This window comes from Burkholderia crassaminum, from assembly GCF_964265005.1.
Lineage (GTDB): Bacteria > Pseudomonadota > Gammaproteobacteria > Burkholderiales > Burkholderiaceae > Burkholderia.
Map to the genome: position 1 here is coordinate 618,150 of NZ_OZ183799.1, position 23,594 is coordinate 641,743.

The following is a 23,594-nucleotide window of genomic DNA, read 5'->3' on the forward strand; positions in this document are numbered from 1 at the left end:
GCGTGCATGCAAAGTATCGGCGAATTCACGCGAAATTGCGGCGATCGACAGGCAAATCGCCGCCAACGTGCGGGCCGCCGTTCCGGCAGGTTACAGCGCGTCGAGGGTCTTTTTCAGCTCGGCCGGTTGGATTTGTCCCAATTTTGTCTCGCGAATCTTGCCGGTTTCGTCGATGACGACCGTAAACGGCAACGCGCCGGCGGTATTCCCGAAATTACGGGCCAGATCGGCGCCCGCATATCCGCTGACGAAGACCGGATAGTCGACCTTCACTTTCTGCAGAAAGTTCTTCACGTTCTGTTCGGAATCGACGCCGATCCCGACGAAACGGATGCCCTTCTGTTTGTACTGGTGCGACAGCGCGACGAGCTCCGGCATCTCCTCGACGCACGGGCCGCACCATGACGCCCAGAAATTGACGACGACCTTGTGGCCCTTGAAAGCGGATAGCGTGGCCGGCTTGCCGTCGACGCCCGTCAGCGATGCCGCCCACAATTGTTCGACCGGGCTGCCCTGGGCGGCGGGCGCGGCGACGGCGACGCCGTCATCGGCGGTGCCGCGGAACCAATGGCCGGCGGCGAGCCCGCCGGCAACGGCGGCGGCCGCGACGACCGCGAGCGGCAACATGCGTTTCATCATCATCGTTGAATCATTCCGGTTCGGAAGGGGCCTTGCCTGCTTCGACGAGCGCGCGTAGCGCGGCGGCATCCGCACGGGCGACCCGGCCGCGCGCGTCGGCCTTCACCGCGCCGCGCAGGTCGTCGCTCGCATAGAGCGCGAGGTGGATGCCGATCGCGTCCACGTCGCGCCGCGGGCGCCACAGGAAACTGAGCGTCTCGACGTCGGCGCGGCCCGCGAAGTGCCGTGTCTCGGATACGTCGTACTGGACGTTCTGGTTCAGCAGGTAGATCGCGACGTCCTTCGGGTTGTCGGTGAATGCCTGCAAATGGATATCCGAATGTGCGTTCGCGGTGCCGTTCAGCACGGCACCCGTCACATAAGGATGGAACTCGGCGAGCCGGTGCATCCAGTCGAGCGCGATTTCACGCAGGCGGCGCAGTTCGTCCGGCTGCGTGTCGCTCTGGAACAGCGCGAGGTACTCGCGCAGTTCTTCCTCGATCTGGTCGTTATCGGGCAGCCATTCGCCGGCAACGCGCGAGTCGCCCAGCAACTGGCGCGCGGCCTTGCGTTTCGCGCCGGCATAGTCCAGGCCGTCCTCCGCGATCAGGCGGGCGGCGGACTGGGCAATTTCCTCGCGGACGCGCCGCGGGTCGACAAGAGGTTTGCGAGACATGATCCGGCAATCATACTCGATCGCCGCAGCGCCCGAGCGCGGGTGCGGTGGCCTGCCGCGCCGTGTGCCGGCGGCGTTCGCGCACATCGTTCGGGCCGCCGGGCACGGCAGGCCGTCAGTTACAATAGTGTCCTTTGTGTCGCGGCAAAAGCCGTTGGCCGGGCGCCGGCCGCACGGCCCGTCCGCCGCGCCGCACACGCATCCTTTCCGAATCGACGGCGCCCGGCGGCGCGAAAGCATTCATCTATGCACATCCACATTCTTGGCATCTGCGGCACCTTCATGGGCGGTCTCGCCGTACTCGCGCGCGAGGCGGGCCACACGGTGACGGGTTGCGACGCGGGCGTCTATCCGCCGATGAGCACGCAGCTCGAGGCGCAGGGCATCACGCTGACCGAGGGCTACGGCGCCGAGCAGATCGACCTGAAGCCGGACCTGTTCGTGATCGGCAACGTCGTCACGCGCGGCAATCCGCTGATGGAGGCGATCCTCGATCGCGGCCTGCCGTACGTGTCGGGCCCGCAATGGCTCGGCGAGCACGTGCTGGCCGGCAAATGGGTGCTCGCGGTCGCGGGCACGCACGGCAAGACGACCACGTCGTCGATGCTCGCGTGGCTGCTGGAAGACTCGGGGCTGAACCCGGGCTTCCTGATCGGCGGCGTGCCGCTGAACTTCGGCGTGTCGGCGCGGCTCACCGATTCGAGCTTCTTCGTGATCGAGGCCGACGAATACGATACGGCGTTCTTCGACAAGCGCTCGAAGTTCGTCCACTACCGGCCGCGTACCGCGGTGCTGAATAACCTCGAATTCGATCACGCCGACATCTTCCCGGATCTCGCCGCGATCGAAACGCAATTCCACCATCTCGTGCGTACCGTGCCCGGTGTCGGCAGGATCGTCACGAACGGCCGCTCGGACGCGCTCGAGCGCGCGCTGTCGCGCGGTTGCTGGAGCGAGGTCGAGCGGTTCGGCGTCGACGGCGGCTGGCAGGCGCTGCCGGCCGAGGACGGCGTGCCGGTCGACGAGCGCTTCGCGGTGTACTCGCACGCGGAACGCGTCGGCGAAGTCGCATGGCAGGTGCAGGGCGATCACAACCGGATGAATGCGCTCGCGGCGATCGCGGCCGCGCGCCACGTCGGCGTGCCGCCCGCGCAGGCCGCCGCCTCCCTCGCGTCGTTCCGCAACGTGAAGCGGCGCATGGAAGTGCGCGGCAGCGTGGACGGCGTGACCGTCTACGACGACTTTGCGCACCATCCGACCGCGATCGAAACCACGATCGCCGGCCTTCGTGCACGCATCGGCCGCCAGAATGCCCGTATCCTCGCCGTGCTCGAGCCGCGCTCGAACACGATGAAGCTCGGCGTGATGAAGTCGCAATTGCCGGCGAGCCTGGCCGAAGCCGATCTCGTGTTCGGTTACGGCGCGCCGACCGGGCGCGATGCGCTCGGCTGGAATCTGGCCGAGGCGCTGGCGCCGCTCGGCGACACCGCGCACGCGTTCGACGATCTGCACCTGCTGGTGAAGTCTGTCGTTGCGGCGGCCCGCCCGGGCGACCACGTGCTCGTGATGAGCAACGGCGGCTTCGGCGGCGTGCACCAGAAGCTGCTCGACGCGCTCGGGAGCCGCACGTGATCCTGTATCTGCACGGCTTCCGGTCGTCGCCGGAATCGCAGAAGTCGCGCCAGCTCGCGGCGCGCATGGCCGAGCTCGGCCGTACCGACGAGTGGCGGTGCCCGTCGCTATCGGTGTCGCCGCTCGAAGCGATCGCGGTCGCGGAAGCCGAGGTGGCCGGCGCGCGCGACGTGACCGTCATCGGCAGCTCGCTCGGCGGCTATTACGCCACCTGGCTGGCCGAGAAGCACGGCTGGAAGGCCGTGCTGCTGAATCCGGCCATCGTGCCGCAGCGCGATCTCGAGCAGCATCTGGGCGAACAGCCGCTGTACCACGGCGGCGGCACGATCGTCGTCGAACGCCGTCACCTGCATGAGCTCGATGCGCTGCGCGTGCCGGCGATCACGCGAGCCGAACGCTACTATCTGTTCGCGGCGACCGGTGACGAAGTGCTCGATTATCGCGAGATGCTCGCGCATTACCCGGGCGCGAAGACGCGCGTGATCGAAGGCAGCGATCACGGGATCAGTGAATTTGCCGACTATGTCGACGACGTTCTCGCGTTTTGCGACGGAAAGACGTCTTAAACCGGCCCTGTGCCGATCGAATTCCCATCATCATGCGGCGCCGCCGACGCGGCGCCCGGCAGTCTGAACGAGAGTACTGAGTGAACGTTTTCTTCGAGGAATCGGGCAGTTTCAAGGCGGGCAGCGTGCTGTCGCGCCAGGGCGACGCATTTCAGGTCGAGTTGCCCGGCGGGCGGCGTGCCAAGGTGCGCGCGAAAGACGTACTGATCGAATTCGACAAGCCGGCCGCGGGCGAACTGATGCAGGAAGCCGACACGGCCGCGCAGCAGATCGACCTGGATTTCCTGTGGGAATGCGCGCCGGCCGACGAGTTCGCGTATACCGCGCTGGCCGCGGAATACTTCGGCGCGACGTATGGCCCGGTGGAGCGTGCGGCGCTGGTGTTGCGGCTGCACGGATCGCCCGTCTACTTCCGCCGCAAGGGGCGCGGCCAGTACCAGCGCGCGCCGGAAGAGCAGCTCAAGATGGCGCTCGCGTCGCTCGAGCGCAAGCGCCAGCAGGCGCTCGTCCAGGCGCAGTATGAAGAGGAGCTGAAGGCGGGCAAGCTGCCGGAAGCGTTCGCGGGCAAGGTGCTCGGGCTGCTGACGCGGCCGGACAAGAACGCGATCGAATACAAGGCGATGGAAGCGGCGGCCGGTGCGCGCGGCGTGTCGCCGGCGCGGCTGATGCTTGACTGCGGCGGCATCGCGTCGCCGCGTGCGCTGCACGAGGCGCGCTTCCTCGCGGAATTCTTCCCGCACGGCACGGGCTTTCCGGCCGTCACGGTCGGCGCGCTGCCGGACGACCTGCCGCGCGCGGACGTCGAGGCGTTCTCGATCGACGACATCACGACGACCGAAATCGACGACGCGTTCTCGGTCGAGCATCTGTCCGACGGCCGTGTGCGCATCGGCGTGCACATTGCGGCACCGGCGCTCGGCATCGTGCGCGGCGACGCGGTCGACGCGATCGCGCGCACGCGCCTGTCGACCGTCTACATGCCGGGCGACAAGATCACGATGCTGCCCGACGACGTCGTCGACGTGTTCACGCTGAAAGAGGGCGATTACCGCCCGGCGCTGTCGCTGTACATCATCGTCAACCGCGAAACGCAGGAGATCGTCGCGAACGAGACGCGCGCCGAGCTCGTGTTCGTGAAGAGCAACCTGCGACACAACCACCTCGACGAGCTCGTCAACGAAGAGACGCTCGCGGCCGGCACCGGCGACTATCCGCACAAGGACGACATCGGCGTGCTGTGGCCGCTCGCGCAGGCGCTGTTCGAGAAGCGCCAGGTCGCGCGCGCGGGCTACGGCCTGAAGCGCGAGGTGCAGCGCAACACCGACTACAACTTCTACGTCGACGGCGAGCACGTGTCGATCACGCCGCGCCGCCGCGGGTCGCCGCTCGACCTGATCGTGTCCGAGCTCGCGATCCTCGCGAACTCGACCTGGGGCGCGTTCCTGCACGACCACACGGTACCGGGCATCTACCGCTCGCAGCGCGGCTTCGGCGCGCCGGGCCCGAAGCGCACCCGGATGCAGACTTCGGCCGCGCCGCACGAAGGCCTCGGTGTCGCGCAGTACGCGTGGAGCACGTCGCCGCTGCGCCGCTACGTCGACCTCGTGAACCAGTGGCAGTTGCTCGCGTGCGTGCAGCATGGCGTCACCGCGAAGCTCGCCGCACCGTTCAAGCCGAAGGACGCCGACCTGTACGCGGTCGTGCAGGGCTTCGACGACACCTACACGGCCTATGCCGACTACCAGCGCCGGATGGAGTACTTCTGGTGCCTGCGCTGGCTCGCGCAGGAGCAGAAGAAGCACGTCGTCGCGAGCGTCGTGAAGGGTGATCTCGTGCGCCTCGAGGAAATTCCGCTGCTGCTGCACGTGCCGGGCCTCGGCGTGCATGCGCGCGGCACGCGCGTGCTGCTCGACGTGATGGCGCTCGACGAGCTGACGATCGAAGCGTCGGTGCGATTGCTGAACGTGCTCGACGCGCCGACCGTGACGAGCGGCGACGCGGCCGAGGAAGAGGATGACGCCGAAGGCGGCGACGACACGCTGATCGACGCCGAAGACGCGACGGCCGAAACCGAGGCGGAAGCGCTGGCGGAAGCGGACGGCGCAGCGGCCGGTGAAGGCGGCGAAGCCGCGAGCGGCAACGTCGAAGAAGAGGGGCGCACATCATGACCACGGCTGCGTCGACGAGCGGCGCCGACCGCTATGTCGTGTTCGGCAACCCGGTGGCGCACAGCAAGTCGCCGTTCATCCATGCGCAGTTCGCCGCGCAGACGGGCGAGCCGGTCGAATACACGCACCGGCTCGCGCCGGTCGACGGTTTCGACGCGGCCGTGCGGGCATTCGTCGCCGAAGGCGGTCGCGGCGCGAACGTGACGGTGCCGTTCAAGCTCGAAGCGCATGCGCTCGCCGACACGCTGTCGCCGCGCGCGGCGGCGGCAGGCGCGGTGAATACGCTGCGCATCGACGCCGACGGCCGGATCCACGGCGACAACACCGACGGTGTCGGCCTCGTGCGCGACATCGAAGCGAATCTCGGCGTGTCGCTCGCGGGCGCGCGCATCCTGTTGCTCGGCGCGGGTGGGGCGGCGCGCGGTGTCGTGCTGCCGCTGCTCGACCGCGCGCCGCTGTCGATCACGATCGTGAATCGCACCGCGAGCAAGGCCGAGGCGCTCGTCGGCCAGTTCATGCAGGCCGCACACGATGCGGGCTGCACGCTCGCGGGCGGCGGCCCGGACGTCGTGCGCGCGGAGTCGTACGACGTGGTGATCAACGCGACAGCCGGCAGCCTCGATGCGGCGCTGCCGGAGTGCGACGCGGCCGCATTCGGCGCGGGCACGCTCGCGTACGACATGATGTACGGCGCGCAGCCGACGGTGTTCATGCAGCATGCGGCGTCGCTCGGCGCGCGCACCGCCGACGGGCTCGGGATGCTCGTCGAGCAGGCGGCCGAATCGTTCTTCATCTGGCGCGGCGTGCGGCCGGACGGCGCGCCGGTGCTGGCCGCGCTGCGCCAGGCGCTCGCGGCGAGCTGAACGGAGCGCGGCACGTGGCGGCGGTGAGCGGCACGCAGCACACGCGGACGGTGAGCCCGACGCGCTGGATCGTCTATGCGGGATCGGTGTTCGCGGGTGCGTGGCTCGCGACGCAACTGTTCTATCTCGCGCAGATCGCGCTGTGGTCGTTCGTGAACCCGGGCTCGACCGCGTTCATGCGCACGGATGCGTGGTGGTTGTCGCGCGACAAGCCGCCCGCGCAGATCCAGCACCAGTGGGTGCCGTACGACCAGATCTCGCGCAACTTGAAGCGCGCACTGATCGCGTCGGAAGACTCGACCTTCGCAACCAACAACGGCTACGACGTCGACGCGATCCTGCAGGCGTGGGAGAAGAACAAGGCGCGCGGCAAGATCGTCGCGGGCGGCTCGACGATCACGCAGCAACTCGCGCGCAACCTGTTCCTGTCGCGCGAGAAGAGCTATATCCGCAAGGGGCAGGAGCTCATCATCACGTGGATGCTCGAAACCGTGCTCGACAAGGAGCGGATCTTCGAGATCTACCTGAATTCCGTCGAGTGGGGACGCGGCGTGTACGGCGCCGAGGCGGCCGCACGCTATTACTACAGGATTCCCGCGAGCCGGCTCGGCGCGTGGCAGTCGGCGCGGCTAGCGGTGATGCTGCCGAAGCCGCGCTGGTTCGACGCGCACCGCGGCTCGGCCTACCAGGCGCAGCGCGCGGCGGTCATTGCCCGCCGGATGGGTGCGGCCGCGCTGCCGCAATCGGAGTGACCGGCGCGAGCGCGCCGTCGCATTGACCGTATCGCCACTGGTGCGCCGCCCGCGAGTCGTTTGTGCGCTGCAGCGCATTCGTGTCGCGCGCATTTCGGGTCACATCCATTAGACGAATTCGTCTATTTCGCTTTGCTGAGCAATGCTTGCGATCATGCGATTTTGTTAGCTGATATGGCACGAAAATCCCGGGATTTTTAGTATCCCCGTGTAAACGCGAAAGCCCATGAAAGGCGCGTGAAATGCAACGTTTCACGAATCGAAGCATTCCTGAAAGGTGTGCGCCGCACCGGCCGCCGGCCAAATATTTCAAAATTTTTCAAAGCTGACGGGCTCGCGTATATTGGCCAGCGCCTCGGCTTATCGGCCGCGATCGAGGCGGGGGGCGGCTTATCCGGCTGCTCGATACAAAAAACATCCGAGAGAAGGAAAGCAACGATGCCAGCGAGCAAAGCGAAGCTGTTGTTGGGAGTGGTGTTTTCTTCGCTGATTCTGACGGCCTGCAACGACGACGTGACATCGTCCGCTGCCAGCAGCGCCGACAGTTCAGCCGATCCCGCCAGTCAGGTGGACAGGGCGTACAACGATCCGAACAGTTATTCGTCGAGCGCGAACGCGTCGCTCGACGCATCCGCCGCGGTTGAAAAGGCCGCCGTCACGCACCACCAGATCACGCTGAACGGCAAGACGATCCGCTACACCGCCACAGCCGGCCACCTCGTCGCGCGCAATCCGCAGACCGGCGCGCCCGAAGCATCGTTCTTCTATGTCGCCTATACGGCCGACAACCAGCCCGCAGCGAAGCGGCCCGTCACGTTCCTGTACAACGGCGGCCCCGGCTCGGCGTCGGTGTGGCTGCATCTCGGCTCGTTCGGCCCGCGCCGGATCCAGACGGGCGACCCGAACGCGAACACGTCGACGTTCCCGTTTGTCGACAACCAGGAAAGCCTGCTCGACACGACCGACCTCGTGTTCGTCGATGCGATCGGCACCGGCTTCTCCGAAGCGATCGCACCGAACACGAACCAGACGTTCTGGGGCGTCGACCAGGACGGCGGCGCGTTCCGCGATTTCGTGACGCGCTACCTGGCCGTGAACCAGCGCAGTGCTTCGCCGAAATACCTGTTCGGCGAATCGTACGGCACGCCGCGCACCGACGTGCTCGCGAACCTGCTCGAAACGGCCGGCGTGAAGCTCGACGGCATCGTGTTGCAGTCGTCGATCCTTAACTACAACACGAACTGCGACATGGCGAGCGACTACATCGGCAACTCGAACAACGGGTCCAGCCCGGTGAGTTGCGCGGGTTTCGTGCCGTCCTATGGCACCGTCGGCGCGTACTACCAGCTCGACAACCCGAACCCGTCGAGCCTGCCGCAGTATGCGGACCAGATGCGCCTGCTGACGGCCGGCAGCTATGCGCCTGCCGTGAACGCGTACCTGGCAAGCCACACGCCGCCGCCGCCGACCCTCGTCACGACGATGGTGAATTCGACTGGCGTGAAGCAGTCGCTGTGGAATGCGAACTTCAACGTGATCCCGACCTTCTTCGACAACAGCTACCAGCTGTCGCTGATCCCGGGCACGCTGATCGGCCGCTACGACGCGCGCGTGAACGTGCCGGTGTCGAGCCCGCTTGCATCCGGCGGCGACCCGTCGAGCACGTACATCACGCAGCCGTTCACCGACACGATCGGCAAGTACCTGCCGAACGAGCTGAAGTACACCGCGCAGTCGGCGTATTCGCTGAGCAGCAATGCGATCAACACGTGGGACTGGACGCACGACGGCCTCGCGATGCCGGACACGATCCCCGATCTGTCCGCGGCGCTGACGCTCAATCCGCAGTTGAAGGTGCTGTCGCTGAACGGGTATCACGACATCGCGACGCCGTTCTACCAGACCGAGCTCGATCTCGCGCGGCTCGGGACGCAACCGAACCTGACGATCAAGGACTACCAGGGCGGACACATGGTCTATCTCGACGATACGTCGCGTCCGCAGGAGAAAGCCGACCTCGTGACCTTCTACAACGCGGTCGCGCATTGACGACATGAGCGAGGCCGGCGACGCGCGCCCAGGGCGCCGCCTCGCCGGCCGTCGACGACCTCATTCCAGACTGGAGCCCGATATGAAGAATCGTTTCATCGTCGTTGCCGCGGCGCTCGCATGCGCCGGCGCCGCAGCATCCGTATCCGCATACGCGCAGGCGAGCGACGCCGCCGCCGCACCGGTGCGCGCGCGCCAGGCGCAGCTCGGCGATCCATACGTGCCGCCGGCCGCACGCAAGCCGACCGCCGGCACGCAGACCACGGGCGCCGCGCTGCACGCGCAGGTGGTGCGCAAGCTCGCGCGGCAGTTCAGCGCGGCCGATACGCAGAACACGGGTTCGATCACCGAAGCGCAGGCACGCGCGGCCGGTCTCGGCTACGTCGCGAACAACTTCCGGCAGATCGACTCGACCGGCAACGGGCGCGTGTCGTTCGGCGACGTGCAGCGCTACATGCAGGCGCGAAGCACCAGCCAGCAGTAAGCGCGGCGCGCATGAACAAACGGGGGCGGAACCTGCTGAGCGGCGGGTTCCGCCCCCTTGCGCATGGCGCGCCCGTTTTGTTGCGCGGGCGGCCGATTTCGTCTGAATTCTCATTATCTGGGCAACGCATTCAAATATTGGAGGCGAGTGCGTGCGCTCCTACAATCCGAAGCACATCGACAGCTTCGGACCCACGCATCGCGCGGCGCCCGACGCACACGGAGACACCTTCCATGAAGTTCGCCGGGCGCTTTATTCGGTGCATCGACCGCCGCCTCGCCGCGATGCCGGACCCAGTTCCAGTGTCGTGCGAACGGCTTCACCGGTTCCGTTGAAGAAGCCCGCCCCATGACCAAGATGCCCGAATCCCTAGCCCTCGACGTCCGGCGCGCGACGCCGGACGATGCGTCGCTGACCGACAGCATCGGCGCGACCAGCACGCCGCTCGATCTCGCGGCCCAGCAGGCCGGTACGCAGACGCTGCTGCGCGGTCTCGCGATCCTCGAGGCGATCGCGAACGGCGCGCGCGACATGCGTGCGATCGGCGCCGCGCTCGGCACAACGCGCAGCACGACGCACCGGCTCGTCAGCAGCCTCGTGCAGGCGCGCTACCTGCGCCAGGTGCAGGGCGGTTACCTGCTCGGCCCGAAGCTGATCGAACTCGGCACGATCGCGCTCGAGCAGATGCCGCTCACCGCGGTGGCGCGCCCGCACCTCGAAGCGCTCGCGGAAGCGACGCTCGACACGATCCACCTCGGCGTGCGCGACGGCGACGACGTGCTGTACATCGACAAGATTCCCGGTACGCGCGGCCTCGAGATGCGCTCGCGCGTCGGCCACCGGATGCCGCTCGCGTCGACCGGCATCGGCAAGGCGATGATGCTCGACCTCGATCCCGACCTGTGGCGCTCGCTGTTCGAGGCCGCCCGGCGCGCGCTGGCCGGCGTCAATTTCAAGCCCGACAACCGGCCCGAGACGAGCGCGTTCCTGCAGCGCATGGCCCATTACGCGGCCGGCGGCTATACGTTCGACCTCGAGGAGAACGAGGCGTCGATCCGCTGCGTGGCCGCGCCGATCCGTGACGCATCGGGCGCGGTCGTCGCGGCGGTGTCGGTGGCGAGCACGATTCCGTACATGCCGCACGACCGGATGGACGAACTGATTCCGCTCGTGCAGCGCGAAGCGCGAGCCATTTCCGCGGAACTGGGCTGGAGCCCGCCGCAGGGTACCCGCAGGATCAAACGATGACGATTTCGACCCGGCCCGTTCCGGATGCCAGCTCCTCCACTCCGTCGCTGATCGCGCTCGACTGGGGCACGACGTCGCTGCGCGCCTATCTGTACGACGCGCACGGCGCGCTCATCGACACGCGCAGCCGCCCGGCGGGCGTCATGCAGGTGCCGGGCGGCGGCGCGCGTGCGTTCGACGCGGTGTTCGAGGAAGCCTGCGGCGACTGGCTCGACCGCACGCCGGGCCTGCCGGTGCTCGCCGCCGGGATGGTCGGCAGCGCGCAGGGCTGGCGCGAGGCGCCGTACGTCGCGGTGCCGGCCGGTGCCGACGCGCTCGTCGCGGGCCTCATCACGGTGACGACCTCGCGTGGTGCGACGATCTCGATCGTGCCGGGCGTGATTGCGACGGGCGAATTGCCCGACGTGATGCGCGGTGAAGAAACGCAGATAGTCGGTGCACTCGCGAGCGATCCCATGCTTGGCACCGATCGTTCAGGGGTACTGATCGGCTTGCCGGGCACGCATGCGAAATGGGCGTGGGTGAGGGACGGGCTGATCGAGCGCTTCCAGACCTTCATGACCGGCGAACTGTTCGCGGTGCTGCGCGACCACACGATCCTCGGCCGCACGATGCGCGCCGGCGCGTCGCCCGATCGCGCGGCGTTCGTGCGCGGCGTATCGGTCGCGCGCGGCGCGCAGCACACGGGGCTGCTCGCGACGATCTTCAGCACGCGCACGCTCGGCCTGACCGACCGGCTCGCGCCCGATGCGCAGGGCGACTACCTGTCCGGCCTGCTGATCGGCCATGAGCTCAACGCGCTCGACGCGATGCTCGCGGAGCGCGGCATCGCGCTCGCGGACCAGCCGCTGCTGTTGATCGGCGACGACGGCCTGTGTGCGCGCTACGCCGACGCGCTCCAGGAATTCGGCCACCCGAACGCACGAATCGTCGCGCATGCGACCGAGCGCGGCCTGTGGCGGATCGCATCGCGCGCCGGGCTCGTGCGCGCGGATGGCGAGCCCGCCTGCGCCGACCAATGAACTGTTTGCAGAGGAATCTTCGATGCCGTCCGACCTGACATTGCCCGCGCCATACGCGCCCCACGCCGCGCTGATGCGCGCGTTCGACGCGTGCCCGCTGATCGCGATCATGCGCGGGATCACACCCGCCGAAGCGGCCGACCACGGCCATGCGCTTTACGAAGCCGGCTTCCGGATCGTCGAGGTGCCGCTCAATTCGCCGGATCCGTTCGGCAGCATCGCGGCGCTGCGGCGCGCACTGCCTGACGACGCGATCGTCGGCGCGGGCACCGTGCTGCGCGCCGAGTATGTCGATCGCGTGCAGGACGCGGGCGGCTCACTGATCGTGATGCCGCACAGCGACGCGGCCGTGATCCGGCGCGCACGCGAGCGCGGCCTCGCGAGCGCACCGGGCGTCGCGACGCCGACCGAAGCGTTCGCGGCGCTCGCGAACGGCGCGGACGTCCTGAAGATGTTCCCGGCCGAGCAACTGGGCGTGGTCGTCGTAAAGGCGTGGCGCGCGGTGATCGACCGTGCGGTGCCGCTGATTCCGGTCGGCGGCATTTCGCCCGACAACATGCAGCCGTTCCTCACCGCCGGCGCGAACGGCTTCGGGCTCGGCTCGGCGCTGTACCGGCCCGGCCAGCCGGCCGACGCGACCGCGGCGAACGCGCGCGCGTTCCAGGCCGGCTTGCGCGCGGCGCGCGGCGGAGCCGCATGATGGGCCGCCTCGCGGACAAGGTCGCGATGGTGACGGGCGCGGGCCGGGGCATCGGCGCCGCGATCGCCCGCGCGTTCGTTCGCGAGGGCGCGGCCGTCGCGCTCGTCGATCTCGACTTCCCGCAGGCGCAGCGCACGGCCGCCGGGATTGCGCACGAGATCACCGGCGCGCGCGTACTGCCGCTGCAGGCGGATGTTGCGCGCCAGGATGCGGTGCGCGATGCACTGGCGCAGACCGAGGCGGCATTCGGCCCGCTCGACGTGCTCGTGAACAACGCGGGCATCAACGTGTTCGCCGATCCGCTGACGATGACCGACGACGACTGGCGCCGCTGCTTCGCGGTCGATCTCGACGGCGTGTGGCACGGGTGCCGCGCGGCGCTGGAAGGGATGGTCGAACGCGGTCGCGGCAGCATCGTGAACATCGCGTCGACGCATGCATTCAGGATCATCCCGGGCTGCTTTCCGTACCCGGTCGCGAAGCACGGCGTGCTCGGTCTCACGCGCGCCCTCGGCATCGAATACGCGGCGCGCAACGTGCGCGTGAACGCGATCGCGCCCGGCTACATCGAGACCCAGCTCACGCGCGACTGGTGGGACGCGCAACCCGACCCTGCTGCCGCACGCGCGGAAACGCTCGCGCTGCAGCCGATGAAGCGGATCGGCCGGCCGGAGGAGGTCGCGATGACGGCTGTGTTCCTGGCGTCCGACGAGGCGCCGTTCATCAATGCCGCGTGCATCACCGTCGACGGCGGGCGTGCGGCGCTGTACCACGACTGACGCAACGATTCGAAAGACCGCACGTGCGACGGCCGCGCGCACGCTGCGTCGAAACCAACAAGCGGCTGCATCCTGTTCGATGAAGACAAGGAGACACTGGAGATGAAACGCAGAACGTTCGTAACGCTGGCGGCCGCGGCCGCGGTGGTGATCGGGAGCCCGGTCGTGCACGCGGCCGACCCGGTCAAGATCGGCTTCCTGGTGAAGCAGCCGGAAGAGCCGTGGTTCCAGGACGAGTGGAAGTTCGCCGAGATGGCGGCGAAAGAAAAAGGCTTCACGCTCGTGAAGATCGGCGCCCCGTCCGGTGAAAAAGTGATGAGCGCGATCGACAACCTGTCCGCGCAGAAGGCGCAGGGCTTCATCATCTGCACGCCCGATGTGAAGCTCGGGCCGGGCATCGTCGCGAAGGCGAAGTCGCACAACCTGAAGATGATGACGGTCGACGACCGCCTCGTCGACGGCGCAGGCAAGCCGATCGAGTCGGTGCCGCACATGGGGATCTCCGCGTACAACATCGGCAAGCAGGTCGGCGACGGCATCGCGGCCGAGATCAAGAAGCGCGGCTGGGACATGAAGGATGTCGGCGCGATCGACATCACCTACGAGCAGCTGCCGACCGCGCATGACCGCACGAGCGGCGCGACCGACGCGCTGGTGGCCGCCGGCTTCCCGAAGGCGAACGTGATCGCGGCGCCGCAGGCGAAGACCGACACGGAAAACGCATTCAACGCGGCCAACATTGCACTCACGAAGAATCCGCAGTTCAAGCACTGGGTCGCGTACGGCCTGAACGACGAGGCCGTGCTCGGCGCGGTGCGCGCAGCCGAAGGGCGCGGCTTCAAGGCGGACAACATGATCGGCATCGGCATCGGCGGCTCCGATTCGGCACTGAACGAGTTCAAGAAGCCGCAGCCGACGGGCTTCTACGGCACCGTGATCATCAGCCCGAAGCGCCACGGCGAGGAAACGTCGGACCTGATGTACGCGTGGATCACGCAGGGCAAGGCACCGCCGGCACTGACGCTGACGACGGGCATGCTCGCGACGCGCGACAACGTGTCGAAGGTGCGCGACGAGATGGGCCTCGCGTCGAAGTAAGCGGCCCGCCGGCTGCCGCGGCGATGCGGCGGCCGGCGGTCGATCGATTCCGGAAGTGGAGAGGCGACGTGTCAGCGGCACTGCGTTTTGACAATATCGGCAAGGTCTTTCCCGGCGTGCGCGCACTCGACGGCATCTCGTTCGACGTGCATGCGGGCGAGGTGCATGGCCTGATGGGCGAGAACGGCGCGGGCAAGTCGACGCTGCTGAAGATTCTCGGCGGCGAATACCAGCCCGATGCGGGCAGCGTGCTGGTCGACGGCCAGCCCGTGCAGTTCGCGAGTGCGGCCGCGTCGATCGCGGCCGGCATCGCGGTGATTCACCAGGAGCTGCAGTACGTGCCCGACCTGACGGTCGCGGAAAACCTGCTGCTCGGCCGCCTGCCGAACGCGTTCGGCTGGGTGAGGAAACGCGAGGCGAAGCGCCACGTGCGCGAGCGGCTCGCCGCGATGGGCGTCGATCTCGATCCCGACGCGAAGCTCGGGCGGCTGTCGATCGCGCAGCGGCAGATGGTCGAGATCTGCAAGGCGCTGATGCGCAATGCGCGCGTGATCGCGCTCGACGAACCGACGAGCTCGCTGTCGCATCGCGAGACCGAGGTGCTGTTCAAGCTCGTCGACGACCTGCGCGCGCAAGGCCGTGCGCTGATCTACATCTCGCACCGGATGGACGAGATCTACCGGCTCTGCAATGCGTGCACGATTTTCCGCGACGGGCGCAAGATCGCGTCGCACGAATCGCTCGCCGACGTGCCGCGCGAACGGCTCGTCGCCGAGATGGTCGGGCGCGAGATTTCGGACATCTACCATTACGCGCCGCGTGCGCTCGGCGACGTGCGGTTCTCCGCCGAAGGCGTCGACGGCCATGCCCTGCGCGAGCCGGCGAGCTTCTCGGTGCGCGCGGGCGAGATCGTCGGCTTCTTCGGGCTGGTCGGCGCGGGCCGCAGCGAGCTGATGCGGCTCGTGTACGGCGCGGACCGCCGGCGCGCGGGCGTACTGACGCTCGACGGCGCGCGCATCGACGTGAAGCGCACCGGCGACGCGATCCGCCACGGCATCGTGCTGTGCCCGGAGGACCGCAAGGAAGAAGGGATCATCGCGATCGCGTCGGTCGCGGAGAACATCAACATCAGCTGCCGCCGCCATTCGCTGCGCGCGGGGCTGTTCATCAACCGCAAGACCGAAAGCGAAACGGCCGACCGCTTCATCCAGCGGCTGAAGATCAAGACGCCGAACCGGCGCCAGAAGATCCGCTTCCTGTCGGGCGGCAACCAGCAGAAGGCGATCCTGTCGCGCTGGCTGGCGGAGCCCGACCTGAAGGTCGTGATTCTCGACGAGCCGACGCGCGGGATCGACGTCGGCGCGAAGCACGAGATCTACGACGTGATCTACCGGCTCGCGGAGCGCGGCTGCGCGATCGTGATGGTGTCGTCGGAGCTGCCGGAAGTGCTCGGCGTGTCCGACCGCATCGTCGTGATGCGTGAAGGCCGGATCGCGGGCGAGCTGCCGCGCGAGCAGGCGAACGAACACGCGGTGCTGAGCCTCGCGCTGCCGCAGACGAGCGCGGTCGAGGCGGCCTGACGCGATACACGACATTCGAATCGAACACGCGCGGCGCGGGCCGCGCGATGCAGGAGCAGGAGACACCATCATGCAAGTCAACGAAAATCTTGCCGGCGCCGCCGTGAAGCCCACGGCCGACGCGCTGGTTCCGCAGCAGAGCGACCGCCAGAAGTGGTGGCAGCATCTGACCGAATACAGCCTGATCGCGATCTTCGCGGTGATGTTCATCACGATGTCGCTGACCGTCGATCACTTCTTCTCGATCGACAACATGCTCGGACTCGCGCTGTCGATCTCGCAGATCGGCATGGTCGCGTGCACGATGATGTTCTGTCTCGCGTCGCGCGACTTCGACCTGTCGATCGGCTCGACCGTCGCGTTCTCCGGCGTGTTGTGCGCGATGGTGCTGAACGCGACCGACAACACGTTCGTCGCGATCATCGCGGCGGTCGCGGCCGGCGCCGCGATCGGCTTCGTGAACGGTGCGGTGATCGCGTACCTGCGCATCAACGCGCTGATCACGACGCTCGCGACGATGGAGATCGTGCGCGGGCTCGGCTTCATCGTGTCGAAGGGGCAGGCGGTCGGCGTGTCGTCGGATACTTTCATCGCGCTCGGCGGGTTGTCGATGTTCGGTGTGTCGCTGCCGATCTGGGTCACGCTGCTGTGCTTCATCGCGTTCGGCGTGCTGCTGAACCAGACCGTGTACGGTCGCAACACGCTCGCGATCGGCGGCAATCCCGAGGCATCGCGACTCGCGGGGATCAACGTCGAACGCACGCGCGTGTACATCTTCCTGATCCAGGGTGCGGTGACGGCGCTCGCGGGCGTGATCCTCGCATCGCGCATCACGTCGGGCCAGCCGAACGCCGCGCAGGGCTTCGAGCTGAACGTGATCTCCGCATGCGTGCTCGGCGGCGTGTCGCTGATGGGCGGTCGCGCGACGATCTCGGGCGTCGTGATCGGCGTGCTGATCATGGGCACCGTCGAGAACGTGATGAACCTGCTGAACATCGACGCGTTCTACCAGTACCTCGTGCGCGGCGCGATCCTGCTCGCGGCCGTGTTGCTCGACCAGTTGAAGAACCGCGGCGTCCGCGACTGACCCGGCCTGCTCTGACGGAGACGAACCGCATGACCATCGACACTTCCGCGCACGACGCGCACACCACGAGCCACGCGCGCTATGCACGGTATCCGAGCCTCGAGGATCGCGCGGTGCTGATCACGGGCGGCGCGACCGGCATCGGCGCGGCGTTCGTCGAGCACTTCGCCGCGCAGGGCGCGCGCGTCGCGTTCGTTGACCTCGACGCGGCCGCTGGCGCCGCGCTGGCGGACAGCCTCGCGCACGTGCGCCATGCGCCGCTGTTCATCCAGTGCGACCTGACCGACATCGACGCGCTGCGCCATGCGATCGACGCGATCCGCGCGCGCATCGGCGCGATCGCGGTGCTCGTGAACAACGCGGCGAACGATACGCGCCACGCGATCGGCGACGTGACGCCGGAATCGTTCGACGCGGGCATCGCGGTGAACCTGCGCCACCAGTTCTTTGCCGCGCAGGCGGTGATCGACGACATGAAGCAGAACGGCGGCGGCGCGATCATCAATCTCGGCTCGATCAGCTGGATGCTGAAGAACGGCGGCTATCCCGTCTACGTGATGGCGAAGGCGGCCGTGCAGGGCCTGACGCGCGGCCTCGCGCGCGATCTCGGTCCGTTCGGCATCCGCGTGAATTCGCTGGTGCCCGGCTGGGTGATGACCGACAAGCAGCGCCGGCTGTGGCTCGACGACGCGGGCCGCGCGGCGATCAAGGCCGGCCAGTGCCTCGACGCCGAATTGCTGCCCGCCGATCTCGCGCGGATGGCGTTGTTCCTCGCGGCCGACGACAGCCGGATGATCACCGCGCAGGACGTGATCGTCGACGGCGGTTGGGCCTGACCGTTCGCACGACCCGCATCGTTTCTTCGACGAAGGAAAGGAGCTCACCATGACCGCCACGTCCTCGCGCGCATCATCGTCCACCAGCCAGTCGCGCCGCGCGCGCCTGGCCGCCGCCGCGCAGCCGGTCAGCCCCGGCCCGCAGACGGCCGCGTTCGCGCAGGGCGTCGGCGCCGCGCATGCGGCGGCCGTCACGCTGTCGAACGCGTCGTTGCGGCTCGACGTGCTGCCGCATCTCGGCGGCGGCATCGCGCGCTTCGACTGGCGCGGCGACAACGGGGCATTGATGCCGGTGTTCCGCCGCTGCGAACACCCGGAGACGGCGACGGACCCGAACGAGCTCGCGTGTTATCCGCTGCTGCCGTACTCGAACCGGATCGGCGGCGCGCGCTTCGAATGCGACGGGCGCAGCGTCGCGGTGCCGCGCAACCGCCGCGACGAGCCGCTGCCGATCCACGGCGACGGCTGGCTCGCGCCATGGCAGGTGGATGATGCGACCGGCACGTCGCTGCAACTGTCGCTCGATCGCACCGCCGGCGCGCCGTATGCGTTCCGCGCGATCCAGTCGTTCGAACTCGGCGATGCGACGCTGTCGATCGCGCTGACGATCGAGAACGCGGGGCGCGCGCGGCTGCCGTTCGGGCTTGGCGTACATCCGTTCCTCGTGCGCGATGCCGCGACCGAGCTGGCCGCGGCCGCCGGCGGGCTGTGGTTGTCGGGCACCGATTTCCTGCCGGTGCGGCACGTGAGCGTGCCGCCGGCCTGGCAGTTCGGCGTCGCGTATCCGCTGCCGGCCGCGCTCGTCAATCACGCGTTCACCGGCTGGGGCGGGCACGCGACGGTGAGCTGGCCGCGCCGCGGGCTGTCGCTGACGGTGGCGGCCGACGCCGACGCGTACGTGCTCTATACACCGCCCGGCGAGGATTTTTTCTGCTTCGAGCCGGTCGATCATCCGATCAATGCGGTGAACCTGCCGGGCGGCGCGGCCGCGCACGGGATGACGCTGCTCGCGCCCGGCGAGCGGCTCACGCGGCGTTTCGCGTTCACCGTCGAGCGCGCCGATGCGCGCAGCAATGCCGCGACACGCGAGGAGCGCCGGCGACGCGGGTAAAATACGCGGTCTACCAACGGTTTGCCGCGAGTACCCGCCATGTCTTCCCCGCTTACTTTCATCGAATCGCTGCGCGCCGCGTGGCAGCGCACGAATTCGCTGCTGTGCGTCGGCCTCGATCCCGAGCCGTCGCGCTTTCCCGTGCAGTTCGACGGCCAGCCCGACGCGATCTTCGAATTCTGCCGGCAGATCGTCGACGCGACCGCGCAATACGCGAGCGCGTTCAAGCCGCAGATCGCCTACTTCGCCGCGCATCGCGCGGAAGACCAGCTCGAGCGGCTGATCGCGCACATCCACCTCCAGCATCCGGGCCTGCCCGTGATCCTCGACGCGAAGCGCGGCGACATCGGCAGCACGGCCGAGCAATACGCGCGCGAAGCGTTCGAGCGCTATCGCGCGGACGCCGTCACGGTGAACCCGTACATGGGTTACGACTCGGTCGAGCCGTACTTCGAGCACGAAGGCAAGGGCGTGATCGTGCTGTGCCGCACGTCGAACCCCGGCGGTTCCGACCTGCAGTTCCTCGATACGAACGGCCGGCCGCTGTACCAGGTCGTCGCCGACCTCGCGGCGAACAAGTGGAACGCGAAGAACGGCCAGCTCGGCCTCGTGGTCGGCGCGACGTTCCCGAAGGAAATCGAGATCGTGCGCGGGATCGTCGGCGACATGCCGCTGCTGATTCCCGGCATCGGCGCGCAGGGCGGCGACGTGCAGGCGACCGTCAACGCAGGCCGCACGGCCGACGGCACCGGCATGATGATCAACTCGTCGCGCGCGATCCTGTACGCGAGCAAGGGCGAGGATTTCGCCGAAGCCGCGGCGCTCGCCGCGCAGAAGACCCGCGACACGATCAACGCGCATCGCTGATCGCGGTTGGTAACGGCTGCCCGCGCGGGCGGCCGGTTCCGGCAGGCCCGCGTTCGCGGGCCGGTGCCGCTTTCTCCGCTTTACCCCCTCCGTTTCCCTCGCCGCACTGACGCGCACGGGCAACTTCCCGTCGTTTCCGTACTGCATGCCCGCGCGCCAATCGCGCGATGCTCCCGCTTGTCATCGATCTGTAACGAAACTGTCAAGAAAGGGAGTGACGCCATGCCCAAGCTTTCCCGACGTTTTCTGAGCGCGCTTGCCGCATCGCTGTGCATGAGCTTCGCCCATGCGGCGGACCTCTCGCACTGGCCGGCGGACAGCGCGAAGGCGCTGAACGCGATGATCGCCGCGCATGCGTACCGCGGCGAATACGCGGTGTTCGACGCCGACAACACGACCTACCGCTACGACCTCGAGGAGTCGCTGCTGCCGTACCTCGAGAACCGCGGCGTGCTGACGCGCGACACGCTCGACCCGTCGCTGAAGCTGATCCCGTTCAAGGATTCCGCCGACTACAAGGAATCGCTGACGAGCTATTACTACCGGCTGTGCGAGATCGACGACCTGGTCTGCTACCCGTGGATCGCGCAGGCGTTCGCCGGGCAGTCGTTGGCCGACCTGAAGCGCCACGTCGACGCGATGCTCGCCGACGGCAAGCCGATCCCGATCCGCTACTGGCAGGGCGACAAGGTGGTCGACGGCACGGTGAACCCGCCGCGCTTCTTCCGCGGGATGCAGGAGCTGTACAACGCGCTGCGCGAGAACGGCATCGAGGTCTACGTGATGACGGCCGCGCACGAGGAGCTCGCGCGGCTCGTGCTGTCCGACCCGAAGTACGGCTACAACGTGAAGCCGCAGAACGTGATCGGCGTGACGACGCTTCTGCGCAACCCGGCCACCGGCGCGCTGACGACGTCCCGGTTGCAGATCAAGGCCGGCAAGTACGACGAGGCCGCGAACCGCAGCCTGGTGATCACGCCGTTCCTGATGAATCCGATGACGTGGTACGAAGGCAAGCTCGGCTCGATCGTCGGCTGGATCGACCAGTGGAAGAAGCCGGTGCTCGTCGCGGGTGACACGCCGACGTCCGACGGCTACATGCTGCTGAACGCGACCGACGTCGCGCGCGGCGGCGTGCGCGTGTGGGTGAACAAGAAGGACAAGCAGATGGCGCAGATCCGCGCGTGGTCGGATGAATCGGCCGCGCAGCAGAAGTCGCTCGGCCTGCCGGTGACGGCGGACAAGAACTGGATCGTCGTGAAGCCCGACGCGATTCAGTAAGCGGGTAAGCGGGGCGCGTGACGCGCCCCGGCCCGATCAGCCCTCGCGTTCGTCGAGCAGCTTCAGCAGCCCGCGCAGCGCATGCGCGGCTGCCTGCGTGCGGATCTGGTCGCGGTCGCCCTTGAACACGAGCGTCTCGACGTCGGTATGCAGCCGGTTGCTCCAGCCGAACGACACGGTGCCGACCGGCTTCTTCTCGCTGCCGCCGGCCGGGCCCGCGATGCCCGTGACGGACAGCGCGACCTGCGCGCGGCTGTTGCGCAGCGCGCCTTCGGCCATCGCGCGCGCGACTGGCTCGCTGACGGCGCCGTGCTTGTCGATCAGGTCGGGCGGCACGCCGATCATCTCGATCTTGGCCTGGTTCGAGTACGTGACGAAGCCGCGCTCGAACCACTGGCTGCTGCCGGAAATGTCGGTGATCGCGGCGGCGATCATGCCGCCGGTGCAGGATTCGGCGGTGGCAAGCGTGAGGTGCTCGTCACGCAGCTTGTTGCCTGCGCGGATCGCAAGCTGATGGACGACGGAATCGGTTGGCATGCGCGTCGGGAAACGGGAGTCGGGAAATCGGTCAGCCGACGACGGAGCGCCACAGGGCGATCACGAGCAGCGTCATGAACGCGGCGACCAGGTCGTCGACCATGATGCCGAGCCCGCCTTTGAGGCGGCGCTCGACATAGCGGATCGGCGGCGGCTTGAGCATGTCGAAGCAGCGGAACGCGACGAACGCCCACAGCTGGCCGATGAAGGTCGCGGGCGTGACGAACAGCATCACGAGCCAGATCGCGACGATCTCGTCCCAGACGACGGCGCCCGGATCGGACGTGCCCATCTTCTTCGCGGTGAAACCGGTGATCCACGTGCCCGCCACGAAGCCGACGGCGATCAGCGCCCACCATTCGGGCACCGTCAGGTAGCGGTTGAGCAAGACGAAACTGAGCCAGCCGAACAGTGAGCCGAACGTGCCGGGCATGATCGGCGCGAGCCCGCTGCCGAAGCCGAGCGACACGATATGCGCCGGGTGCGACAGCATGAAGCGCGCGGTCGCGCGCTGCCGCGCATCGTGTGCGGCGCCGGTCTCGGCCGCGGCGTGCGCGGGCGTCGGGTCAGTCTGCATGGAAGTGGTCGAAGCCGTGCAACGTGAGAGCGAGGGGCGCGCCGGCGGCGTCGCGCCACGTGATCGCGGGTTGCGCCGACGGCGCGGACAACGCGCGTATTGTACCGATTCGCGTGACCGGCACCCCGGCCGTCGCGCCGGCCGCTTCGACCGCCGCGCGGGCCACGGCCGGCGCGGTGAAGCACAGTTCGTAGTCGTCGCCGCCCGCCAGTGTGCAGCGGCGCTGCACGTCGGGCGGCAGCGTCGCGAGCGCGGCCGAGCGCGGCACCGCGTCGGCGTCGATTTCGGCGCGCACGTTCGAGCGCGTCAGGATGTGCTGCAGATCTCCGGCGAGACCGTCGGAAAGGTCGAGCGCCGCGTGCGCGACGCCGGCAAGCGCCAGGCCGAGCGCGATGCGCGGTTCGGGCCGCTCGAGCGCACGCCGGAACGCGGCCGCTTCGTCCGCGCCGGCCGCCCATTCGCCGCGCGCGACGCCGAGGCCCGCGCGCGCATCGCCGAGCGTGCCGGACACCCACACGTCGTCGCCGTCGCGCGCGGCGTCGCGGCGCAGCGCCGCGTCGGGCGCGACTTCGCCGAATACGGTCACGCACAGGTTCAGCGGGCCGCTCGTCGTGTCGCCGCCGATCAGCTCGCAACCGTAGCGCTCGGCGAGCGCGAACAGGCCGTTGCTGAAGGCCTCGAGCCACGCCGCGTCGGCGCGCGGCAGCGCGCACGCGAGCGTGAATGCGCGCGGCTCGGCGCCCATTGCCGCGAGGTCGGACAGATTGACCGCGAGCGTCTTGTGGCCGAGCGCGTCGGGCGCGACATCGGGGAAGAAGTGGCGGCCTTCCACCAGCATGTCCGTCGAAATGGCCAGCAATTTCCCGGTTCGAGGCGTGATCAGCGCGCAATCGTCGCCGATGCCGAGTGTCGACGCGCGGGCGCCCTGCGCGGCACGGCGCGTGAAGAAGCGTTCGATCAGCGAAAACTCGGAAAGGGCGGCTGGCACGGCGGGTAATCCGAAACGATTGAAGGAACGGCATTGTACGAGGCGAGCGGCTGCGTTCCTGCACCGTTCGGCCCA

The 23,594-nt window shown here is 68.2% G+C and carries 23 protein-coding genes; 18 read left to right on the plus strand and 5 right to left on the minus strand.

Annotation, left to right across the window (positions count from 1 at the left end; all coding sequences use genetic code 11):
• Positions 1-90: 90 nt before the first annotated feature.
• Together ACPTTF_RS02830 and ACPTTF_RS02835 are read right to left on the minus strand one after the other, a co-directional pair.
• Positions 91-642: a TlpA family protein disulfide reductase gene (locus ACPTTF_RS02830; protein WP_423370197.1), complete on the minus strand. Its 552-nt coding sequence runs from the start codon at positions 640-642 to the stop codon at positions 91-93.
• Between the two features lie 7 nt (positions 643-649).
• Positions 650-1,294 (minus strand): UDP-N-acetylmuramate--alanine ligase, encoded by a 645-nt coding sequence (locus ACPTTF_RS02835; RefSeq protein ID WP_166964901.1) that lies wholly within the window; start codon positions 1,292-1,294, stop codon positions 650-652.
• A 42-nt stretch (positions 1,295-1,336) separates the two neighbouring features.
• Between ACPTTF_RS02835 and mpl the strand changes: the two genes are divergently transcribed.
• From mpl to ACPTTF_RS02925, 18 genes are all read left to right on the plus strand, one after another.
• The gene (gene mpl / locus ACPTTF_RS02840) at positions 1,337-2,926 is read left to right on the plus strand and encodes a UDP-N-acetylmuramate:L-alanyl-gamma-D-glutamyl-meso-diaminopimelate ligase (protein WP_423370198.1); all 1,590 of its coding nucleotides are present in this window, start codon (positions 1,337-1,339) and stop codon (positions 2,924-2,926) included.
• A complete protein-coding gene (locus ACPTTF_RS02845; protein WP_011350884.1) occupies positions 2,923-3,492 on the plus strand; it encodes a YqiA/YcfP family alpha/beta fold hydrolase in 570 nt (189 codons plus the stop codon). The genes mpl and ACPTTF_RS02845 overlap by 4 nt, the downstream gene beginning before the upstream one ends.
• 80 nt (positions 3,493-3,572) lie before the next feature.
• Positions 3,573-5,660, plus strand: coding sequence for an RNB domain-containing ribonuclease (locus ACPTTF_RS02850; RefSeq protein ID WP_166964897.1), 2,088 nt, complete (start codon positions 3,573-3,575; stop codon positions 5,658-5,660).
• On the plus strand, positions 5,657-6,523 hold the full coding sequence (gene aroE / locus ACPTTF_RS02855) for a shikimate dehydrogenase (RefSeq protein ID WP_423370199.1): 867 nt from the start codon (positions 5,657-5,659) through the stop codon (positions 6,521-6,523). The genes ACPTTF_RS02850 and aroE overlap by 4 nt, the downstream gene beginning before the upstream one ends.
• Before the next feature lie 14 nt (positions 6,524-6,537).
• Positions 6,538-7,275: a monofunctional biosynthetic peptidoglycan transglycosylase gene (mtgA, locus tag ACPTTF_RS02860; protein WP_166964893.1), complete on the plus strand. Its 738-nt coding sequence runs from the start codon at positions 6,538-6,540 to the stop codon at positions 7,273-7,275.
• A 438-nt stretch (positions 7,276-7,713) separates the two neighbouring features.
• Entirely contained in the window at positions 7,714-9,324 is a 1,611-nt protein-coding gene (locus tag ACPTTF_RS02865; RefSeq protein ID WP_423370200.1) for a S10 family peptidase, read from the plus strand.
• 82 nt (positions 9,325-9,406) lie between these two features.
• Positions 9,407-9,808 (plus strand): EF-hand domain-containing protein, encoded by a 402-nt coding sequence (locus tag ACPTTF_RS02870; protein WP_423370201.1) that lies wholly within the window; start codon positions 9,407-9,409, stop codon positions 9,806-9,808.
• 348 nt (positions 9,809-10,156) lie between these two features.
• On the plus strand, positions 10,157-11,056 hold the full coding sequence (locus ACPTTF_RS02875; protein WP_166964887.1) for an IclR family transcriptional regulator: 900 nt from the start codon (positions 10,157-10,159) through the stop codon (positions 11,054-11,056).
• Complete coding sequence (locus ACPTTF_RS02880; RefSeq protein ID WP_423370202.1) at positions 11,053-12,078, plus strand: 2-dehydro-3-deoxygalactonokinase; 1,026 nt, start codon at positions 11,053-11,055, stop codon at positions 12,076-12,078. Before ACPTTF_RS02875 ends, ACPTTF_RS02880 begins: the two co-directional genes overlap by 4 nt.
• Before the next feature lie 22 nt (positions 12,079-12,100).
• Entirely contained in the window at positions 12,101-12,778 is a 678-nt protein-coding gene (locus ACPTTF_RS02885) for a 2-dehydro-3-deoxy-6-phosphogalactonate aldolase (protein ID WP_423370203.1), read from the plus strand.
• Positions 12,778-13,557, plus strand: coding sequence for an SDR family oxidoreductase (locus ACPTTF_RS02890; protein WP_423371838.1), 780 nt, complete (start codon positions 12,778-12,780; stop codon positions 13,555-13,557). The genes ACPTTF_RS02885 and ACPTTF_RS02890 overlap by 1 nt, the downstream gene beginning before the upstream one ends.
• A gap of 102 nt (positions 13,558-13,659) precedes the next feature.
• Positions 13,660-14,655, plus strand: coding sequence for an arabinose ABC transporter substrate-binding protein (locus ACPTTF_RS02895; RefSeq protein ID WP_166964881.1), 996 nt, complete (start codon positions 13,660-13,662; stop codon positions 14,653-14,655).
• Positions 14,656-14,723: 68 nt separating this feature from the next.
• Positions 14,724-16,235, plus strand: a complete 1,512-nt coding sequence (gene araG / locus ACPTTF_RS02900) for an L-arabinose ABC transporter ATP-binding protein AraG (RefSeq protein WP_423370204.1) — start codon at positions 14,724-14,726, stop codon at positions 16,233-16,235.
• A gap of 70 nt (positions 16,236-16,305) precedes the next feature.
• Entirely contained in the window at positions 16,306-17,322 is a 1,017-nt protein-coding gene (gene araH, locus ACPTTF_RS02905; protein ID WP_423370205.1) for an L-arabinose ABC transporter permease AraH, read from the plus strand.
• Between the two features lie 29 nt (positions 17,323-17,351).
• Entirely contained in the window at positions 17,352-18,158 is an 807-nt protein-coding gene (locus ACPTTF_RS02910) for an SDR family NAD(P)-dependent oxidoreductase (protein ID WP_423370206.1), read from the plus strand.
• Between the two features lie 49 nt (positions 18,159-18,207).
• The gene (locus tag ACPTTF_RS02915) at positions 18,208-19,269 is read left to right on the plus strand and encodes an aldose 1-epimerase (RefSeq protein ID WP_423370207.1); all 1,062 of its coding nucleotides are present in this window, start codon (positions 18,208-18,210) and stop codon (positions 19,267-19,269) included.
• 39 nt (positions 19,270-19,308) lie between these two features.
• The gene (gene pyrF / locus ACPTTF_RS02920; protein WP_011350899.1) at positions 19,309-20,136 is read left to right on the plus strand and encodes an orotidine-5'-phosphate decarboxylase; all 828 of its coding nucleotides are present in this window, start codon (positions 19,309-19,311) and stop codon (positions 20,134-20,136) included.
• Positions 20,137-20,358: 222 nt separating this feature from the next.
• A complete protein-coding gene (locus ACPTTF_RS02925; protein WP_423370208.1) occupies positions 20,359-21,417 on the plus strand; it encodes a haloacid dehalogenase-like hydrolase in 1,059 nt (352 codons plus the stop codon).
• Positions 21,418-21,453: 36 nt separating this feature from the next.
• Here the strand turns inward: ACPTTF_RS02925 and ACPTTF_RS02930 are convergent, their stop codons facing one another.
• From ACPTTF_RS02930 to thiL, 3 genes are read right to left on the minus strand one after another with little or no spacing between them, the layout of a single operon-like run.
• Positions 21,454-21,954 carry a CinA family protein gene (locus ACPTTF_RS02930; RefSeq protein WP_039352991.1) on the minus strand — a complete coding sequence of 167 codons (501 nt, stop codon included), beginning with the start codon at positions 21,952-21,954 and terminating at the stop codon, positions 21,454-21,456.
• A 31-nt stretch (positions 21,955-21,985) separates the two neighbouring features.
• Positions 21,986-22,531: a phosphatidylglycerophosphatase A gene (locus ACPTTF_RS02935; protein ID WP_423370209.1), complete on the minus strand. Its 546-nt coding sequence runs from the start codon at positions 22,529-22,531 to the stop codon at positions 21,986-21,988.
• Positions 22,521-23,519 carry a thiamine-phosphate kinase gene (thiL, locus tag ACPTTF_RS02940; RefSeq protein WP_423370210.1) on the minus strand — a complete coding sequence of 333 codons (999 nt, stop codon included), beginning with the start codon at positions 23,517-23,519 and terminating at the stop codon, positions 22,521-22,523. The genes ACPTTF_RS02935 and thiL overlap by 11 nt, the downstream gene beginning before the upstream one ends.
• Between the last annotated feature and the right edge of the window lie 75 nt (positions 23,520-23,594).

Coding starts and splice junctions, on each gene's coding strand:
- ACPTTF_RS02890 (WP_423371838.1), top strand. CDS start 12,778: ATGGGCCGCCTCGCGGACAAGGTCGCGATGGTGACGGGCGCGGGCCGG.
- araH (WP_423370205.1), top strand. CDS start 16,306: ATGCAAGTCAACGAAAATCTTGCCGGCGCCGCCGTGAAGCCCACGGCC.
- ACPTTF_RS02870 (WP_423370201.1), top strand. CDS start 9,407: ATGAAGAATCGTTTCATCGTCGTTGCCGCGGCGCTCGCATGCGCCGGC.
- ACPTTF_RS02895 (WP_166964881.1), top strand. CDS start 13,660: ATGAAACGCAGAACGTTCGTAACGCTGGCGGCCGCGGCCGCGGTGGTG.
- ACPTTF_RS02865 (WP_423370200.1), top strand. CDS start 7,714: ATGCCAGCGAGCAAAGCGAAGCTGTTGTTGGGAGTGGTGTTTTCTTCG.
- ACPTTF_RS02930 (WP_039352991.1), bottom strand. CDS start 21,954: ATGCCAACCGATTCCGTCGTCCATCAGCTTGCGATCCGCGCAGGCAAC.
- ACPTTF_RS02885 (WP_423370203.1), top strand. CDS start 12,101: ATGCCGTCCGACCTGACATTGCCCGCGCCATACGCGCCCCACGCCGCG.
- ACPTTF_RS02875 (WP_166964887.1), top strand. CDS start 10,157: ATGACCAAGATGCCCGAATCCCTAGCCCTCGACGTCCGGCGCGCGACG.
- aroE (WP_423370199.1), top strand. CDS start 5,657: ATGACCACGGCTGCGTCGACGAGCGGCGCCGACCGCTATGTCGTGTTC.
- ACPTTF_RS02880 (WP_423370202.1), top strand. CDS start 11,053: ATGACGATTTCGACCCGGCCCGTTCCGGATGCCAGCTCCTCCACTCCG.
- ACPTTF_RS02835 (WP_166964901.1), bottom strand. CDS start 1,294: ATGTCTCGCAAACCTCTTGTCGACCCGCGGCGCGTCCGCGAGGAAATT.
- ACPTTF_RS02915 (WP_423370207.1), top strand. CDS start 18,208: ATGACCGCCACGTCCTCGCGCGCATCATCGTCCACCAGCCAGTCGCGC.
- ACPTTF_RS02935 (WP_423370209.1), bottom strand. CDS start 22,531: ATGCAGACTGACCCGACGCCCGCGCACGCCGCGGCCGAGACCGGCGCC.
- ACPTTF_RS02910 (WP_423370206.1), top strand. CDS start 17,352: ATGACCATCGACACTTCCGCGCACGACGCGCACACCACGAGCCACGCG.
- pyrF (WP_011350899.1), top strand. CDS start 19,309: ATGTCTTCCCCGCTTACTTTCATCGAATCGCTGCGCGCCGCGTGGCAG.
- ACPTTF_RS02830 (WP_423370197.1), bottom strand. CDS start 642: ATGATGATGAAACGCATGTTGCCGCTCGCGGTCGTCGCGGCCGCCGCC.
- ACPTTF_RS02925 (WP_423370208.1), top strand. CDS start 20,359: ATGCCCAAGCTTTCCCGACGTTTTCTGAGCGCGCTTGCCGCATCGCTG.